This window comes from Photorhabdus sp. RM323S (assembly GCF_042879375.1).
Taxonomy (GTDB): Bacteria; Pseudomonadota; Gammaproteobacteria; order Enterobacterales; family Enterobacteriaceae; genus Photorhabdus; species Photorhabdus tasmaniensis.
In genome coordinates this window covers 43,258-60,653 of record NZ_JBHFKZ010000026.1, presented here as the reverse complement: position 1 = coordinate 60,653, position 17,396 = coordinate 43,258, and the positions used below count along the sequence as shown (strand labels likewise).

At 45.6% G+C, this 17,396-nt stretch carries 11 protein-coding genes; 9 read left to right on the top strand and 2 right to left on the bottom strand.

Annotation, left to right across the window (positions count from 1 at the left end; translation table 11 throughout):
- Together ACGF7G_RS12430 and ACGF7G_RS12425 are read right to left on the bottom strand one after the other, a co-directional pair.
- Positions 1-407, bottom strand: a 407-nt coding sequence (locus tag ACGF7G_RS12430) for an ESPR-type extended signal peptide-containing protein (protein ID WP_387465849.1), incomplete at its 3' end; no start/stop codon positions are given.
- Positions 408-456: 49 nt separating this feature from the next.
- Positions 457-924, bottom strand: a complete 468-nt coding sequence (locus ACGF7G_RS12425) for a hypothetical protein (RefSeq protein WP_387465847.1) — start codon at positions 922-924, stop codon at positions 457-459.
- A gap of 1,338 nt (positions 925-2,262) precedes the next feature.
- Between ACGF7G_RS12425 and ACGF7G_RS12420 the strand changes: the two genes are divergently transcribed.
- The 9 genes from ACGF7G_RS12420 to hisS all read left to right on the top strand — a co-directional run bounded on the left by ACGF7G_RS12420 (position 2,263) and on the right by hisS (position 17,385).
- Positions 2,263-3,063 carry an MBL fold metallo-hydrolase gene (locus ACGF7G_RS12420; protein ID WP_133814961.1) on the top strand — a complete coding sequence of 267 codons (801 nt, stop codon included), beginning with the start codon at positions 2,263-2,265 and terminating at the stop codon, positions 3,061-3,063.
- Positions 3,064-3,750: 687 nt separating this feature from the next.
- Positions 3,751-8,781 (top strand): alpha-2-macroglobulin, encoded by a 5,031-nt coding sequence (locus tag ACGF7G_RS12415; RefSeq protein WP_387465845.1) that lies wholly within the window; start codon positions 3,751-3,753, stop codon positions 8,779-8,781.
- Positions 8,782-8,850: 69 nt separating this feature from the next.
- Entirely contained in the window at positions 8,851-11,172 is a 2,322-nt protein-coding gene (gene pbpC / locus ACGF7G_RS12410) for a peptidoglycan glycosyltransferase PbpC (RefSeq protein ID WP_387465844.1), read from the top strand.
- 221 nt (positions 11,173-11,393) lie between these two features.
- Positions 11,394-11,822 carry a nucleoside-diphosphate kinase gene (gene ndk / locus ACGF7G_RS12405; protein ID WP_036843153.1) on the top strand — a complete coding sequence of 143 codons (429 nt, stop codon included), beginning with the start codon at positions 11,394-11,396 and terminating at the stop codon, positions 11,820-11,822.
- 182 nt (positions 11,823-12,004) lie between these two features.
- Complete coding sequence (locus tag ACGF7G_RS12400) at positions 12,005-13,183, top strand: bifunctional tRNA (adenosine(37)-C2)-methyltransferase TrmG/ribosomal RNA large subunit methyltransferase RlmN (RefSeq protein WP_387465842.1); 1,179 nt, start codon at positions 12,005-12,007, stop codon at positions 13,181-13,183.
- A gap of 74 nt (positions 13,184-13,257) precedes the next feature.
- Positions 13,258-13,671 (top strand): tetratricopeptide repeat protein, encoded by a 414-nt coding sequence (locus ACGF7G_RS12395; RefSeq protein ID WP_207627113.1) that lies wholly within the window; start codon positions 13,258-13,260, stop codon positions 13,669-13,671.
- Between the two features lie 121 nt (positions 13,672-13,792).
- Positions 13,793-14,797, top strand: coding sequence for a cytoskeleton protein RodZ (gene rodZ, locus ACGF7G_RS12390; RefSeq protein ID WP_133814956.1), 1,005 nt, complete (start codon positions 13,793-13,795; stop codon positions 14,795-14,797).
- Positions 14,798-14,865: 68 nt separating this feature from the next.
- Entirely contained in the window at positions 14,866-15,987 is a 1,122-nt protein-coding gene (ispG, locus tag ACGF7G_RS12385; RefSeq protein ID WP_133814955.1) for a flavodoxin-dependent (E)-4-hydroxy-3-methylbut-2-enyl-diphosphate synthase, read from the top strand.
- A gap of 120 nt (positions 15,988-16,107) precedes the next feature.
- The gene (gene hisS / locus ACGF7G_RS12380) at positions 16,108-17,385 is read left to right on the top strand and encodes a histidine--tRNA ligase (protein ID WP_387465839.1); all 1,278 of its coding nucleotides are present in this window, start codon (positions 16,108-16,110) and stop codon (positions 17,383-17,385) included.
- The last annotated feature ends 11 nt before the right edge of the window (positions 17,386-17,396 follow it).

The window sequence follows — 17,396 nt, the reverse complement described above, 5'->3', positions numbered from 1 at the left end:
GCCACCATCCCACCGAGTTGCGTCTGAGTGGGGTTAGCGCTGTTATTGAGGATAACGCCTGATTTATCCACATCAAACTGGCGGTAGGTATTGTGAGAAACCCCGTCGGCACCCGGTGTTTGGATATTGACCTGCGGCGTGCCGTTGGCGCTGTGGATAATCGTCGGTTGCTGATGGCCCGGTGCCTGCCCATCCGCCACGATGTTCGCCTGCGCGGTGAGCGAAATGCCGCCAAGGGCTAGCAACAGACTGAATCGTAACGCGGTGAGTCGGCAACGACACGCCGGTAGCGATGGGCGACGAATGCGGCACCCGGTTCGTCCTCGTCCGGCACGCGCTATCTCGGCCACCACCATCCACATCTGGCGGGCCTGATTAAAGATAAGACGATACAACTGCTTGTTCATGACGTTTGCTCCACTCACACGCTACACGCTGGCAGCCTGGTTATTTGAATTAATACTGCCAATACAGGTTGAATCCGGCAGAGACGGGGGAGGTTTGGAAACCGGCGGGTTTGGACAGCGTTACACCAACAAACAGGTCGTAACTTACCCCTTTCAGGCTGCCTCGCCAGCCCAGGGCACTCCCCGCCCCCCGCCAGGTGTTTACCGAGTAAGGCTTCACTACCCCGGCCGCCCACTTCGCCATAATCCATTGCCAGATACAGCGACTGCCCTTTCTGCGGGGTTTGCCAGTCCAGACGCGGGTGATGGGAAAACAGGGGGTTTCCACTGGGAATGTGGAGGACACCACTTTTTCGGGCACAGACAGGCGAACATCCGCAGGGGGTGGCGCCAATTGAGCCTCCAGCGCTTGCTGACGTACCTGTTGATGGATCAGTTGTTGATCTGCCATGTCTGCGGCCTGACTGCCTGGCATCACGCTACAAAAAACCGCAAACACTAAAATATTGCTTTTCATTGTCTTTCTATCCCACAATTTCGAAGCAGCATTAACCCTAAATTTAATTTAGAGATCAATGTTAATAGGTTATTATTAGTCAGGTAACTAAAATAGGCTGGGTGGTTAAGATATCAGCAAAAACAAGGTGTTATAGTGTATTGCAAAAAACAGACCAATGTTATTATTGTGTTGCGAATTGTATAAAAAACAGATTAATATTAATCATTTAATAACCAACACTAATAATTTCAAAATAATTTCATTTTTTGTTTTAATTTCGTGATACACATCACATTCTTTCTTTTAATTTCGAAATGAAACTACATTGAAATGTGACATTTATCGTTAATTAGTGATTGGGTATTACCTTTTATGATTAGGTCAGGTGATGACTTTTAGCTCAGTTGGCAGAACAGGCACTGTGTTATTGCGGATTGGGAGACATCTATTTTAGGTAGAAAAAAGGCTTCATTTATGATCTGATAATCGTCGCCAAACAAACCATCAAAACCACGGATGAAGCCTGTGACGATTATTCCCCGCTGTTTCGCTGCTCAAAGCGGCTCAAAATACGGAGATTTGGCTCTGGCCAATAATAGATAATCTTCTCCAAAACGCCTGGTCGGAAACCTGTTTTTGGCTGGAAAAAGCCCCAGCGTATTTATGCCAGAACGCGTTCAAAACACCGTAAAGAAAATCATGTAAAAACAAAACATTGGATGCCTGTTTTGAAAGGCTTAAGATCCTGTATATGATTGATTAAATAAGATTTCAAAAGAGCAGATCACTGGAGGGAACTCAGTCCGATTTTGACGATCTGATTAATCGTCAAAAATCACCAAACGGACTGCGTTATGTCTATCATCGCATCGATACTCCGAAATGAACGACGTGACACGGAACCACTGTTGTCAATTTATGTGGCAATGGCTTCAACATGTAAAGGTATTCATGGAAGCAGTATCATGACAACAGCAAAAATCGGGAAGGGTAAAAATGGGTGTATCACTATTATGAAAACCTATTTATTGCGTTTGGTTTTATTCTGTTAAATTATTTACATGATTATTATCTGAATTTTATTTTTTTAAATATTATGGTTTTTTATCTGTAAATATATATTGCACCGCAAGGTATAATAATCGCATGTTAATATTTCAAGACAATAAATATGATGTGGAAATAATCATTTCATGTTGAATAATTAACTTGTGGTGGAGAAGATATAATTTGTGATCTGCTTATAAGAATGTGACGATATCATGGCCTTTCATTATTTTATTGACGTGAATCAATGCTATTGTTACCCGTATCGTTTAATAGATACATTACTTCAACAAAACTAACGGATATGCCATGTCATTAAAAATAACTGTACTCCTTGAAAATAAAACATCTGACTCATATTTGATAGCTAAACCTGGTTTGAGTCTTTTACTTGAGGATGGTGAAGAGAAGATAATTTTTGATACCGGCCCGGATGGCAGTTATCTCGAGAATGCGAACCGGATGGGCATATCTATTGATGATATATCCAAGATTGTTATCTCTCATGGTCATTCTGATCATATCGGAGGTGTTAATTATTTTCCTCATAATGCCAAATTAATATGTCATCCTGATGCATTAAATGAAAGATATTATGGCGTTATGTTTAAAAGGCTTGCCTTAAAATTTAAAAAAATATCGGGTAAAATTAATAAAAGAATCAAGAAGAAAGTTTTATTTCGTTTGACGAAATCGCATTTGAACATAAGTGATCGATTTGTTTTTTCAGGAGAAATAGCTAGTGATCATCGAAAGTCCTATGGTTTAGTAAGACGAAGTTCCTGGGCTAATGATTATATATTTGATGATAGCGCTTTAATTTGGAAAAGTGATCAGGGGCTTGTGATTATCGTTGGATGTGGTCATTCTGGTATTTGTGAAATAATTAACCACGCTAAAGCGATTACAGGTGTGGATAAAGTATTTGCAGTAGTCGGTGGATTTCATTTGAGGAGAGCGTTACCTACAGAGTTATTGAAGATCAGAGAATTTTTCATAAAAGAAAATATAAAAGAAGTCTATGGCTGTCATTGTACCGGTAGCTGGGGAAGGCTTTGGCTACCCAATGCTAAAGGATTAAAAACAGGGCAAGTATTACAGGTAGGGTAATATGATGAAATTGATTCAGAAAACGGTTTTTCATTGTTTCCTGGTATTGGATGTTAAATTTTTATTTTTTAAACCATTTGGTTTATGAATAACGATTAATGAATGTTTTCATTAATGATTTTATTTGCATTATTTTATCATAGAGGGTTTTTCCGGTATTTTATCGGAATGGTTTATAGAATTACGGTTTCGTATACATCATGATTGCCACTTTTAATAGTAAAAAAGTGGCATGATGCATTTTCATATTATACTTTATATTAATGTTTTCTATATTTAATATTTTAATTCTACTGACTCGGTTTATTATTGATTTTATTTTTTACTGATTCCTGTTTTAGGTTACTTTACTTCCTATTAGGCTATCGGGAAAAGTAATTTAATAAAGGGCTTTTCTGATCGTTCAGCCAGGCCATAAAGCTTTTTACTTTAATAAATATAATTTAAGTTCTATAGAGTTCTTTCTAAAAGAATAAGAAGATAAATGCAGATTTATTTACCGTATTCCGTGATATTCAATTTGTTAAAATAAAGGATTATTATATGAACTTAATGTTGGTATATTGTCTATAAATAAGTAGTACGCAGTTGTTTATATTTGTTTGATTGGTTTTAATGTATTGATTTATAAAGTTATTCATTAAATCCTACCACTCGTTGGTTGAGAGTAAGACAGGGGTTATGGTTATGAATCAAGGTCAATTCTGGCAACGGCCAGAAAGAAAAAAACGTTATTTTGCAGTAATTTTGGCTTCTTTGCTGATGCTTGCGGGCTGTGACCAGTCTGACAGCGCTGATAATAATAAAGCTGCTCAATCGCAGTCCACAGAAATTCAAAGCGAGAAAGCACCTCAACAATCAAATACTCCACCAAAATCAGTAAAACAGAAAGATGCGACATCATTGGCTGAACTGGCAAAACGTTATGCCGGTAAAGAGGTGACAATTCTGGATGCCTCGGAAGTTCAGCTTGATGGTGCCAGCGCGATGGTGGTGACATTTTCTGTTCCTTTAGATCCAAATCAGAATTTTGCTCAAAATGTTCGTTTGGTAGATGTAAAACAGGGCAAGCTTGATGGTGCGTGGGAATTGTCAGATAACATGATGGAACTTCGCCTGCGCCATCTGCCGCCATCTCGTAAACTGCAACTGACCGTGGATAAAGGCGTTAAAGGCATTAATGAGCGTCAACTTGAAACGGCGTATGAGAAAATCCTGACAACTGAGACGATTTCTCCGTCTGTTGGTTTTGCCAGCAAGGGCTCTTTGTTGCCAAGTAAAGTCGCCGAAGGTTTGCCAGTGTTAGCACTCAATGTGAATAGTATTGATGTTAATTTTTTCAGGATAAAAGAGACGGCGTTACCCTCTTTTATTGCTCAGTGGCAATATCGCAATAATCTGAACTCCTGGGAATCTGAAGATATTCTCAAAGATGCGGAATTGGTTTATACCGGTCGTTTCGATCTTAATCCAACGCTAAATACTCGCGAAAAATTATTGTTGCCATTAAATAACATTAAAACATTGCAGCAAGACGGCGTTTATATGGCTGTCATGCAGCAGGCGGGTAAATATACCTCTACTAATCCGGCGACAATGTTCACACTAAGTGATATTGGTGTCTCTATGCACAGCTATCTGGATAAGATGGATGTGTTTACCCAATCTCTGGAACAAGGCGACAGCCTGAAAGGGGTCGAAATTCGTCTGCTGGATGAGAAAGGGCAATTATTGTCAAAAGCAATGACAGACGCTAATGGACACGCCAGCCTGGAGAAAAATACGAAAGCCAAATTATTGCTCGCTACCCGTGACAACCAAACCAGTATGGTTGATTTGGTATCACCGGCGCTGGATCTGTCTGAGTTTGATATCGCCGGTCCACAAGGATACAGCAAGCTGTTTTTTGTTTTCGGGCCGCGTGATCTCTATCGCCCCGGAGAGACGTTGATTGTGAATGGGCTATTGCGTGATGGTGACGGCCGTGCAATCAAAAGCCAGCCAGTCAAAGTGGATGTATTAAAAACAGATGGTCAGGTTGTCCGTAGTTTTGTTTGGCAATCTGAAAACGGGTTGTATCAGTATCGCTACACTATTCCTCAGTCAGCGGCTACCGGACTCTGGTCGTTACGTTTTGATCTGGGCGATAACAAACCTCGTTATTACAAGTTCAATGTAGAAGATTTTATGCCGGAGCGTATGGCGCTGGAAATTAGCAGTGAGTCGCAACCAGTGATGAAAAATCACAGTGTCGATTTTGCTATCAAAGGCCGTTACCTGTATGGCGCACCCGCTGCGGATAATCGCCTGCAAGGGCAACTATTCTTGCGCCCAGACCGTGATGCAGTCGCCAAATTACCGGGTTATGAGTTTGGGGCTGCCACTGAAGAAAATCTCAGTCGTACATTGGATGAATTTGATTTGACGCTAAACAGTGGTGGTGAAGCGGCGCTGAATGTCAGTGCAGACAACTGGAGTTCAGTCTCTTCGCCGGTAAAAGTGGTTGTTCAGGCCAGTCTGCTTGAATCTGGTGGCCGCCCGGTGACACGTCGGGTTGAACAAGCGGTTTGGCCGGCAGAAAAACTGGTTGGTATTCGTCCGCTGTTTAAGCAGAAAGCGGTTTATGACTATCGTACGGGTCGTGACCAAAGCCGTTACAATGTGGATGAAAATTCACTGGCTGAATTTGAGCTGGTCTATGCGGATGCCAATGGCAAAAAATATGCCGCGAAAGATCTGACCGCCCGTCTAGTTTATGAACGCCGCGATTACTACTGGCGCTGGTCGGATGGTGAAGGTTGGCAGTCAGGCTATGATCAGAAAGATCTGGTGATGGCGGATGAACATATCCAGATTGCACAGGATGGTACTGTAAAGGTCAGTTTCCCGGTTGATTGGGGTTCGTACCGTATTGAGGTTGTCAATCCAGAGAATCAACTGGTTACCAGCGTTAATTTCTGGGCTGGTTATTCATGGCAGGATAATACCGGTGGCACCGGTGCCGTTCGTCCTGATCAGGTGAAACTGTCTCTGGATAAACCGGCTTATCGAGTGGGTGAGAAAGTCAAACTACATATGGCCGCACCACAGGCAGGTAAAGGTTATCTGTTGGTGGAATCCAGTGAAGGGCCGCTCTGGTGGCAAGAGATTAATGTACCGGCACAAGGTCTGGATGTGGAAGTTCCGGTTAATAAAGAGTGGCGCCGTCATGACCTTTATTTGACTGCCGTAGTTGTACGTCCGGGTGATAAGTCCCGTCAGGCGACACCAAAGCGTGCCATTGGGGTGTTGCATCTGCCGTTGGCGGACGAAGGCCGTAAGTTGGATCTGACGTTATCCGCGCCGGAAAAAATGCGGCCAAATCAGAACCTGACAGTTAAAGTCAAGGTTACACCACAGCAAGGGCAGCAATTGCCTAAACAGATTAATGCGCTGCTTTCTGCGGTAGATACTGGCGTACTCAATGTCACTAACTTCAAAACCCCGGATCCCTATGAGGCTTTCTTTGGTCGTAAACGTTACAGCGTTGATCAATATGATGTGTATGGTCAGTTGATTGAGGGTGAAGGTCGTCTGGCAAATTTGCGCTTTGGTGGTGATGGTGATGAGAATGCACTTGATCGCGGTGGTAGAAAGCCATTGACCGAAGTAAAGATTATCGCTGAACAGGCACAACCCGTGACATTGAATGAAAAGGGGGAAGGGGAGATCATTTTGCCAATTCCTGATTTTAATGGTGAACTGAGGCTGATGGCTCAGGCGTGGAGTGAAGATGAGTTCGGTCATGGTGAAAGTAAAATTGTCATTGCCGCACCCGTGATTACTCAGATGGCGTTACCTCGCTTTATGGCGGGGGGGGATCGTTCATCGTTGTCGTTGGATCTGACCAACTTAACCGAACAGACGCAAAACTTGACCTTAAACTTTATGGCTAATGGACTGATTAAATTAGAAGATGCGGCCAATAAGGCAATAACCTTAGAAAAAGGTAAACGTACAACAGTGGAAATTCCGGTCACGGCTGATCAGGGTTTTGGTCAGGGAGAAGTTTCCCTGACAATTAATGGCCTGAATTTGCCCGGTGAAGCGCTGAAACCGTATAAAAATAGCTGGAAGATAGGGGTACGTCCGGCACAGCCAGCAGAAACCAGGCTGTTTGCTGAGGTTATCCGCCAGGGAGAAAATTGGCAGTTGCCGTTAGATGCCATATCGGGTTTAGCGCCAGCAACGCTTGAAGGCCAGTTGCTACTGACCAGTCGCCCGCCGTTACAGATTTCACGCTATATCCGTGAACTATACGCCTATCCGTATGGCTGCCTTGAGCAGACTATCAGCGGACTTTACCCGTCGCTCTATTCAAATGAAGCGGAGTTGAAAAAACTGGGTATCAAAACCGACAGTGATAGCAAACGCCGGACCAGTATTGATGAGGGGATTACTCACCTGTTGAGTATGCAACGTCATGACGGGGGTTTTGCCTTGTGGGACCGAACCGGTGATGAAGAGTACTGGCTGACGGCGTATTCCACAGATTTCTTGTTCCGTGCAAGCCAGCGAGGTTATAGCGTACCCAAGGAAGCGCTGAATTCTGCCAATAACCGTTTGCTGCGTTATTTACAGGATAAGAATGTCATTAACTATCGCTACAGCCAGAATCAGGAAGCTATGCGGTTCTCGACTCAGGCTTATGCTGGTCTGGTGCTTGCCAGCCAGCAGAAAGCGCCGCTGGGTGCTTTAAGACAAGTTTATGAGCGTCGTTCTCAGGCAGGAAATGGTTTGTCGCTGGTACAACTGGGGGTTGCATTGAAGCTTATGGGTGATAATACCAGAGCAGATGAAGCTATCCATTTGGGGATCAATAAAAACCGTAATGATGATGTTGGGTTGGGAGATTATGGCAGTTCCATCCGTGATAATGCACTGATTGTCGCGCTGTTGACGGAAAACAAGATGTTGCCAAAAGATCGTGATGAGAAATTACTGGCTCTATCTGATGAATTGATATCCCGTGATTATTTCTCAACTCAGGAGAGTAATTCACTCTATCTGGCTGGGCGTTTCTTTATTGATACCTCAGAACAACTGTGGGAAGCGGTGGTTAATCAGCAGGTTCCACCGTTGAGTCGTGACAAGTCATGGGATCAGGTGATGGATGCAGAACAGATTTTGCGAGGCGTTGGTATCAGCAACCGTGGCAACAATACGCTCTATTCTCGCCTGAATGTCGTGGGTTACCCGCTGCATTCGCCGAAACCTTACGCTAATGTGCTGAACATTCAGCGTAGCTATCTGGATATGAAGGGTAATCCGGTTTCCATTGACCGTCTGAGAAGTGGCGAAATGGTGGTGGTGAAGCTGGTGGTCAGCTCAGATAAATCGGTACCGGATGCGTTGGTGGTTGATTTACTGCCTGCCGGTTTAGAACTGGAAAATCAGAATCTGGCTAACAGCAGTGCCAGTTTGAGTGAGAGTGCCGCTAATCTCCAGGAATTGATCGGTGATATGCAACAGGCGACGATTCGCCATACAGAATATCGTGATGACCGATATGTGGCAGCAGTTGCGGTTGATCCATCTCGGCCTGTGACGTTGCTCTATCTGGCTCGTGCTGTGACACCGGGTGTCTACACTATTCCGGCTCCACAGGTTGAATCTATGTACGTGCCTTACTGGCGTGCAGTAGGTGCGACCCCTGAAAAACTGGAAGTTGTCCGCTAAACCCAGTCAGCCCTTATGCTAAGGCGTAAGGGCTGATTGCTCGTCAGGTATTCTTGCATGAAAACTTGCATGAAAAAAAGGCATCACCTTATTTGGCTGATTGTGCTGTTGCTGTTTCTGATCCCGGCGGGTTTATGGCTGGCAGATAAAATTTGGCCTCTGCCACTGCGTGAAGTCAAAATGGCGCGTATTGTCGTCGGTGAAGATGGGACTCCGCTTTGGCGTTTTGCCGATGATGAAGGGGTTTGGCGCTATCCGGTGACATTGGATCAAGTGTCACCGGAATATATTCAGGCATTGCTGACTTATGAAGATCGCTGGTTCTATAAGCATCCAGGGATTAATCCGATTTCGCTTGTCAGAGCGGCATGGCAGGATATCCGAGCCGGTAAAATTTTGTCCGGGGGGAGTACGCTTTCAATGCAGGTGGCTCGGTTGATTGATCCGCATTCACGTACTCTGGGCGGGAAGTTAAAACAGATTTGGCGCACTTTACAGCTTGAGTGGCACTATTCCAAAGATGAAATTCTCGGCATGTATCTCAACCGTGCGCCATTTGGTGGCACATTACAAGGTGTTGGTGCGGCGAGTTGGGCTTATCTGGGCAAACCGCCATCTGAACTTTCTGCGGGGGAAGCTGCTTTGTTGGCTATTTTGCCACAGGCACCCAGTCGTTTGAGACCGGACCGTTACCCTGAACGCGCACAGGCTGCCCGTGACAAAGTTATGCAACGGTTGGCGAAATACAAAATCTGGTCGGAAGAGAAAGTGGCTGATATTCGTCAAGAGACGCTGTGGCTGGCTCCCCGGCAGGTGCCACAACTTGCTCCGCTTCTTGCCAGGCGAATGGCTAAAGGTCAGCGTCAGGAAATTATCAACACAACCATTGACGTAGGATTACAGCGCCAGCTTGAGGATATGGCGGTGAATTGGAAATACCAGTTACCGGAGAAAACCTCGGTTGGGGTATTGGTGGTTGATCACACCGATATGGCGGTGAAAGCCTATATTGGCTCGCTGGATTTTCGGGATGACAGCCGTTTTGGTCATGTGGATATGATAAGTTCATGGCGTTCACCGGGATCAACTTTGAAGCCTTTTTTGTACGCAATGGCGTTGGATGATGGGTTGATTCATGGGGAATCACTGTTACAGGATGTGCCTCGTCGTTTTGATTATTACCGTCCGGGAAATTTTGACAGTGGCTTTAACGGGCCGGTCAGTGTCAGTGAAGCATTGGTTCGTTCCTTGAATTTACCCGCAGTGCAACTGCTCGAAGCATATGGTGCCAAGCGGTTTACAGCCAATATGCGTAATGTGGGAACAGTATCGCGTTTTCCTCCCGGCAGTGAACCCAATTTATCATTGATTCTTGGGGGGACGGCAACCCGGATGGATCAATTGGTGGCGGCTTACACCGCGTTTGCCCGTCAGGGGAAGGTTTCCCCCCTGAGATTTACACCGCAGCAGAAATTGCGGGACAGGCAGCTGTTTTCCCCTGGTGCCGCGTGGATAGTGAGGCGGATTATGGCTGGAGAAGGTCTTCCACAACCCGATGATATATTGCCGGCACAAGTACCACTGGCCTGGAAAACCGGTACCAGTTATGGCTATCGTGATGCTTGGGCTATTGGCTTAAATGCCCGCTATACTATCGGTGTTTGGGTTGGCAGGCCGGATGGAACGCCAGTTATCGGACAGTTTGGTTATGCCACGGCGGTGCCGATAATGTATCAGGTCAATAATCTATTGCTGGCAAATATGCGAAATGGGGCTCAACGTATCCCCTCTGATCCACGTCCGGCAAGTGTGAGTCAGGCAACCATTTGCTGGCCGGGAGGTCAGAGTCTGCCAAAGGGAGACAGTAATTGCCGCCAGCGTCGTCTGAGTTGGATCCTGGATAACACCATTCCGCCTACGTTGCCTTCGGTGGGGCAAGAAGGCATTTCGGGTATTAATGAACAGGTATGGCGGGATAAACAGGGGTTGCGTGTCGCGCCTGATTGTCCTGATGCTCAACCAGAAAATATTGCTTTATGGCCGATTAGCCTAGAATCATGGTTACCGGCGGAAGAGCGACGGGCACAACGCTTGCCTCGGGTTAACCCTCAGTGTCCACCGCTGAAATCAGATGAAGCTCCGCTGTTGATCGTCGGCATTCATAACGGAGATGTATTGAAACGGCTCCCCGGTCTTGGCAACCTTGATTTACGTATTACGACGCAGGGCGGTAGTGGTGGGCAACAATGGTGGTTTCTCAATGGAGAACAGATTATGACTACAGAAAATAATCAAAAGCTTGTCCAGACATTGACTCAACCGGGGAAATATCAGCTTAGTGTTTTGGATTTGGGTGGGCAGGTTGATTCTGTTAATTTTACCTTGAAGTAAACGATTCAGGTAAAAGTGTGATTTGTACGAAAAAATGGTAATTTTCGCTAAGAAAAATTTAATGGAATGTTATGTTTTCTGTAGGCAACTGCTATTCAGGCCCCTATAATCAACGCCTCTTTTATCCCCGCTAGGGTTGCGGGATAAGTATTAGCCGGTTAACTTATCGGGATAAAAAATTAAAATTATCAGTTGCTGAAAGAAGAACCAAGAGGTTATCCATGACGGTTGAACGTACTTTTTCGATTATTAAACCTAACGCAGTGAAGAAAAATGCCATCGGGTCTATTTATGCCCGTTTTGAAAGCGCCGGGTTTAACATTATTGCCGCCAAAATGCTTCACTTGACCCGTGAACAGGCTGAAGGCTTCTATGCAGAGCACAAAGGCCGCCCTTTCTTTGATGGTCTGGTGGAATTTATGACTTCTGGCCCCATCGTGGTTCAGGTATTGGAAGGCGAGAATGCAGTACAACGTCACCGTGACTTGATGGGTGCAACCAATCCTGATAACGCATTAGCAGGCACTCTGCGTGCTGATTACGCAGACAGTTTTACTGAAAATGCAGTCCACGGCTCTGATGCCGTTGAATCTGCTAACCGTGAAATTGCGTATTTCTTCACAGAAGATGAAATTTGCCCCCGTAATTGATTTGTCGTTACCCGTAGCATCATCGCATTAAAGTTTGTACAATGCCGCGCCCCGTTGTTAACTCAACGGGGCGCTTATTATTTGTCACTAGGCTAAACTGATAGTGATACCCGAATTGAAACTTCGTGCGTTGAATTCATCAACGCAGAGCCGAAAGTGTAACAACGAGGCGATATAAAAAAATGTCCCAACCAAATACTGTGGCACAATTTGCTGCTGCTGTCGTGTCTGAAACCCCAGAAAAGAAAAGCGGGAAAATTAACCTGTTTGATCTGAATCGCAAACAAATGCGTCAATTCTTCACCGATATGGGGGAAAAACCCTTCCGTGCCGATCAAGTGATGAAATGGATGTATCATTACTGCTATGACGATTTTGAGCAGATGACGGATATTAACAAAACCCTGCGGGCAAAATTGCAGCAGGTTGCTGAGATCTGTGCGCCTGAGGTAGCAGAGGAACAACGTTCAGCTGATGGCACGATTAAATGGGCTATCAATGTTGGCGATCAACAAGTTGAAACGGTTTATATTCCGGAAGATGATCGGGCTACGTTGTGTGTCTCTTCTCAGGTAGGCTGTGCACTGGAATGTAAATTCTGTTCTACCGCTCAACAAGGGTTTAACCGTAATTTACGGGTTTCTGAAATTATTGGTCAGGTTTGGCGGGCAGCGAAAATTATTGGCTCACTGAAATCCAGTGGTCGCCGCCCGATTACCAACGTGGTTATGATGGGAATGGGTGAACCTCTGCTTAACCTGAATAACGTGGTTCCTGCAATGGAAATCATGATGGATGATTTTGGTTTCGGTTTGTCCAAGCGCCGTGTAACGCTATCCACATCCGGTGTCGTGCCTGCGCTGGATAAACTTGGCGATATGATTGATGTCGCTTTGGCGATTTCCCTGCATGCGCCGACAGATGATGTACGTGATGATATCGTTCCTATCAACCGCAAATATAATATTGAGCAGTTCCTTGCGGGGGTGCGCCGTTATTTGACGAAATCTAATGCGAACCAGGGGCGTGTGACAGTGGAATATGTCATGCTTGATCATATTAATGATAGTGTGGAACAGGCGCATCAATTGGCTGAATGTCTGAAAGACACACCCAGTAAAATCAACCTGATCCCGTGGAATCCGTTTCCGGGCGCGCCATATGGCCGCAGCTCCAACAGCCGGATCGACCGTTTTTCCAAAGTGCTGATGGGATATGGTTTTACAACTATTGTCCGCAAAACCCGTGGTGATGATATTGATGCCGCATGTGGTCAGCTTGCGGGAGATGTGATTGATCGCACAAAACGGACATTGAAAAAACGTCAGGCAGGTGAACCTATCCAGGTAAGAACAGTCTGAATGTTGCTATGTCCTGTCATGCAGTAACTGAAATTATTGCGACAATTACGTATCCTTGATGAAGTGGGGATGGAATGATAAGGAAATCGTTATCGGGAATGCTTGTTGCCGCTGTATTATTGGCTGGATGTTCCAATCAACCGGTAAACGGAAATAAACAGCGAAAAGTCGCAGCAGAAACCCGGATCCAACTGGGGATGGCCTATTTGGCAGAAGGTCATTTACCGGCTGCCAGATATCATTTTGATAAGGTGTTACAGGCACAGCCAGACCATTATCAGGCTCAGTTGGGTATGGCGCTGTATGAACAATATTCCGGCCAGCCGGAAGCTGCTCGTCAGCGTTACAAAATGGCGATGCAGTATGCGCCAGGAAATGATACGGTATTGTATCATTACAGCGTTTTTCTCTGTGAGCAGGGGCAGTATGAAGAAGCCAAAATTCTGTTGACCGGGAATAATGCTGACAGGCGTATTTGTTATCAGTGATTTGCCGCTAGTAAAATAGCAAATCTATTTCGCCGCGCAGGCCATTGTATAATGTAAGGATTATAGCAAAGAGCCAGCGCGAAGTTTTTCACAACTTGGACAGTACCGCGTCTTCTTGCTAATGAATACTGAAACGACTCCAGAACAAGCTCATTTGACAGCAGGTCAGCTCCTGCGTCAGGCTCGTGAACAGCACGGGCTAACTCAACAGACGGTGGCTGATCGTCTGTGTCTGAAACTTTCCACTATCCGTGATATTGAAGAGGACAATATACCGGCCAACATGGTGCCCACTTTCCTGCGAGGTTATGTTCGCTCTTATGCTAAATTAGTACAAATTCCAGAAGCGGAAATTCTGGCGATTCTGGATAAGCATACCCCGGCAAAAACCGCGAAAGTTTCACCAATGCAGAGTTTTTCATTGGGTAAGAAACGTAAAAAACGTGAAAGTTGGTTGATGTGGATTACCTGGCTAATTATTCTGGTAGTGATTAGTCTGACGGGAGCATGGTGGTGGCAAAACCACACAGCTCAACAGAAAGAATTGATTTCGATGGCTGATCAGTCTGCGGCGCAGGTTGCTCAGAAGAAAGTCCATGTGGCGGATCTAGCCACCGGGAGCAACGATCAGGCGACACAGTTGCCGGCCAGTGAGCAGCCATTATCTGCTGCTTCAACCGAAAATGCGGTGAAAGCGAATAATGCGAACACGCATCATGTGAATAATAGTGGGGAAACGGTTCAGCCTGTAGCATCAGCTCAACATCAGGCGCTGGAAACACCTAAAATTCAGCCACAGACTGTGCCATTACCTGCGAATCAGCGTACAGCTCAAATATCGAGGGTTGTGGAAAATACAGCCCCGGCAGTGGCCGTTAGTGATAAATTGGTGATGAATTTCAAAGCATCCTGTTGGTTACAGGTTGCGGATGCTAATGGAAAAACGCTGTTTAGCGGAACTAAACATAAGGGTGATAGCCTGAACCTCTCTGGCTCATTACCTTACCAATTAACTATCGGTGCCCCGACAGCAGTGGATGTGCAGTTTCGGGGGCAAGCCGTTAATTTAAGCAGCTTTGTTAAAACGGGTCGTATTGCGCGTCTTAAAGTACCAGGAACACAATAAATGCCTTTGTAATACGGCATTGTTCTCATTTATAAGTAAGCACATGGAAGTATGGGAGAAACACCAGTATGCATAATGAATCGCCGATAAAAAGACGCAAATCTACGCGTATTTATGTAGGGAATGTGCCAGTCGGGGATGGCGCGCCAATTTCGGTGCAGTCAATGACAAATACACGCACTACAGATGTGGAAGCCACTGTTAAACAGATTAAAGCGCTTGAGCGTGTTGGGGTTGATATTGTCCGTGTATCAATACCAACGATGGACGCGGCAGAAGCGTTTAAATTGATTAAGCAGCAAGCTGGTATTCCCTTGGTTGCAGATATCCATTTTGATTACCGTATTGCACTTAAAGTTGCAGAGTATGGTGTCGATTGCCTGCGTATTAACCCCGGTAATATCGGTAATGAGGCGCGTATCCGTGAGGTTGTGGCGGCTGCCCGCGACAAAAATATCCCAATCCGTATTGGTGTGAATGGCGGATCACTGGAAAAGGACATTCAGGAAAAATATGGTGAGCCAACCCCGGAAGCACTGTTGGAATCGGCTATGCGCCATGTGGATATTCTTGAAAGACTTAATTTCGACCAGTTTAAAATCAGCGTAAAAGCGTCAGATGTCTTTCTGGCGGTTGGCGCTTACCGTTTGCTGGCCCAGAAGATTGATCAGCCATTACATCTTGGTATCACAGAGGCCGGTGGCGCTCGGGCCGGTTCTGTAAAATCAGCCATTGGTTTGGGTATTCTTCTGTCGGAAGGTATCGGTGATACCCTGCGTATTTCTTTGGCTGCCGATCCAGTCGAAGAAGTTAAAGTGGGTTTTGATATTCTGAAATCATTACGGATTCGTTCCCGTGGTATTAACTTTATCGCCTGTCCAACTTGTTCTCGTCAGGAATTTGATGTTATCGGCACCGTTAACGCATTGGAACAACGCTTGGAAGATTTACTCACCCCGATGGATGTTTCAATCATTGGTTGTGTGGTTAACGGCCCGGGTGAGGCGGAGGTTTCCACTTTGGGTGTCACTGGTGCCAGAACAAAAAGTGGTTTTTATCAAGACGGAGTACGGCAGAAAGAGCGTCTAGACAATGCTGATATGATTGATCAACTTGAGGCCAAGATCCGCGCTAAGGCATCCATGCTGGATGAAAATAAGCGTATCGACATAAGTCAACTGGATAAATAATATATCCGATACTGGTTCATCGTTATTGATGAGCCAGTATTGTTTTGGTTTGTTAATTGAAGCTCGTCCGTATTCGCTTCTATAATCAACATCATTTTTGAATTATTAACAGGATAAGACGTGGCAAAAAATATCCAGGCTATTCGTGGCATGAACGACTGCTTGCCGGCAGACACTGCGATTTGGCAGCGTATTGAAAGCGTTTTGAAACGCGTATTGGCGAGTTATGGTTATAGCGAGATCCGCACACCGATTGTAGAGCAGACCCCGTTATTTAAACGGGCTATCGGGGAAGTGACTGATGTGGTCGAAAAGGAAATGTACACCTTTGATGATCGCAATGGTGAAAATTTGACCCTGCGTCCTGAAAATACCGCAGGCTGTGTCCGTGCAGGTATTGAACATGGTCTGCTGTACAATCAGGAACAGCGCGTATGGTATTTCGGGCCTATGTTCCGTTATGAACGCCCACAAAAAGGCCGTTACCGCCAATTTTACCAGTTAGGGGCTGAAGTCTTTGGTCTTCAGGGACCTGATATTGATGCTGAACTTATTTTATTGACCGCCCGCTGGTGGCGTGAGCTCGGTATTGCTGAACATGTGACGCTTGAACTGAACTCAATTGGTTCATTGGCAGCGCGGGCCAGTTACCGCGAAGCGCTGGTTGCTTTCCTTGAGCAGCATAAAGATAAGCTGGATGAAGATTGCAAACGTCGCATGTACAGCAATCCATTGCGTGTTTTGGATTCAAAAAATTCGGAAGTTCAGCAACTTCTTAATGATGCACCGGAACTGTTTGACTATCTTGATGCCGAATCAAAGGAACATTTTGACAGCCTGTGTGCACTTCTTGATGCGGCTGGGATCAAATACCGGATGAATCAGCGTTTGGTTCGTGGTCTGGATTACTATAACCGCACGGTATTTGAATGGGTAACAACGGCTTTGGGGGCTCAGGGAACTGTCTGTGCCGGTGGTCGGTACGATGGATTGGTTGAGCAACTGGGTGGCCGTGCGACTCCGGCTGTGGGTTTTGCTATGGGCGTGGAGCGTCTGGTTTTGCTGGTGCAAGAAATGAACCCGGCATTTTTGGCGGAGCTATCAGTGGCGGAGGTTTATCTTGCTTCCTTCGGCGAAGGCAGTCAGCAGGCAGCATTGATTCTGGCTGAACAGATACGTGATGTCTTGCCGCAATTGCGCCTGGTGACTAACCACGGGGGAGGGAACTTTAAGAAGCAATTGGGGCGTGCAGATAAACAAGGCGCTAAAATTGCGCTGATTTTGGGTGAAGATGAAGTCCGTTCCGGTCAGGCAGCGATTAAAGATTTACGTACAGGCGAACAACAAACGTTGCCGCAAAGCGAAATTGCAGCTCGTTTGGCTGAATTGTTAGGTTAAGGAGAGACTCC

Excerpts from the sequence above, each read along its gene's own strand:
- rodZ (WP_133814956.1), top strand. The coding sequence starts at position 13,793 with ATGAATACTGAAACGACTCCAGAACAAGCTCATTTGACAGCAGGTCAG.
- ACGF7G_RS12395 (WP_207627113.1), top strand. The coding sequence starts at position 13,258 with ATGATAAGGAAATCGTTATCGGGAATGCTTGTTGCCGCTGTATTATTG.
- ndk (WP_036843153.1), top strand. The coding sequence starts at position 11,394 with ATGACGGTTGAACGTACTTTTTCGATTATTAAACCTAACGCAGTGAAG.
- ACGF7G_RS12425 (WP_387465847.1), bottom strand. The coding sequence starts at position 924 with ATGAAAAGCAATATTTTAGTGTTTGCGGTTTTTTGTAGCGTGATGCCA.
- ACGF7G_RS12415 (WP_387465845.1), top strand. The coding sequence starts at position 3,751 with ATGAATCAAGGTCAATTCTGGCAACGGCCAGAAAGAAAAAAACGTTAT.
- ACGF7G_RS12420 (WP_133814961.1), top strand. The coding sequence starts at position 2,263 with ATGTCATTAAAAATAACTGTACTCCTTGAAAATAAAACATCTGACTCA.
- ispG (WP_133814955.1), top strand. The coding sequence starts at position 14,866 with ATGCATAATGAATCGCCGATAAAAAGACGCAAATCTACGCGTATTTAT.
- ACGF7G_RS12400 (WP_387465842.1), top strand. The coding sequence starts at position 12,005 with ATGTCCCAACCAAATACTGTGGCACAATTTGCTGCTGCTGTCGTGTCT.
- pbpC (WP_387465844.1), top strand. The coding sequence starts at position 8,851 with ATGAAAAAAAGGCATCACCTTATTTGGCTGATTGTGCTGTTGCTGTTT.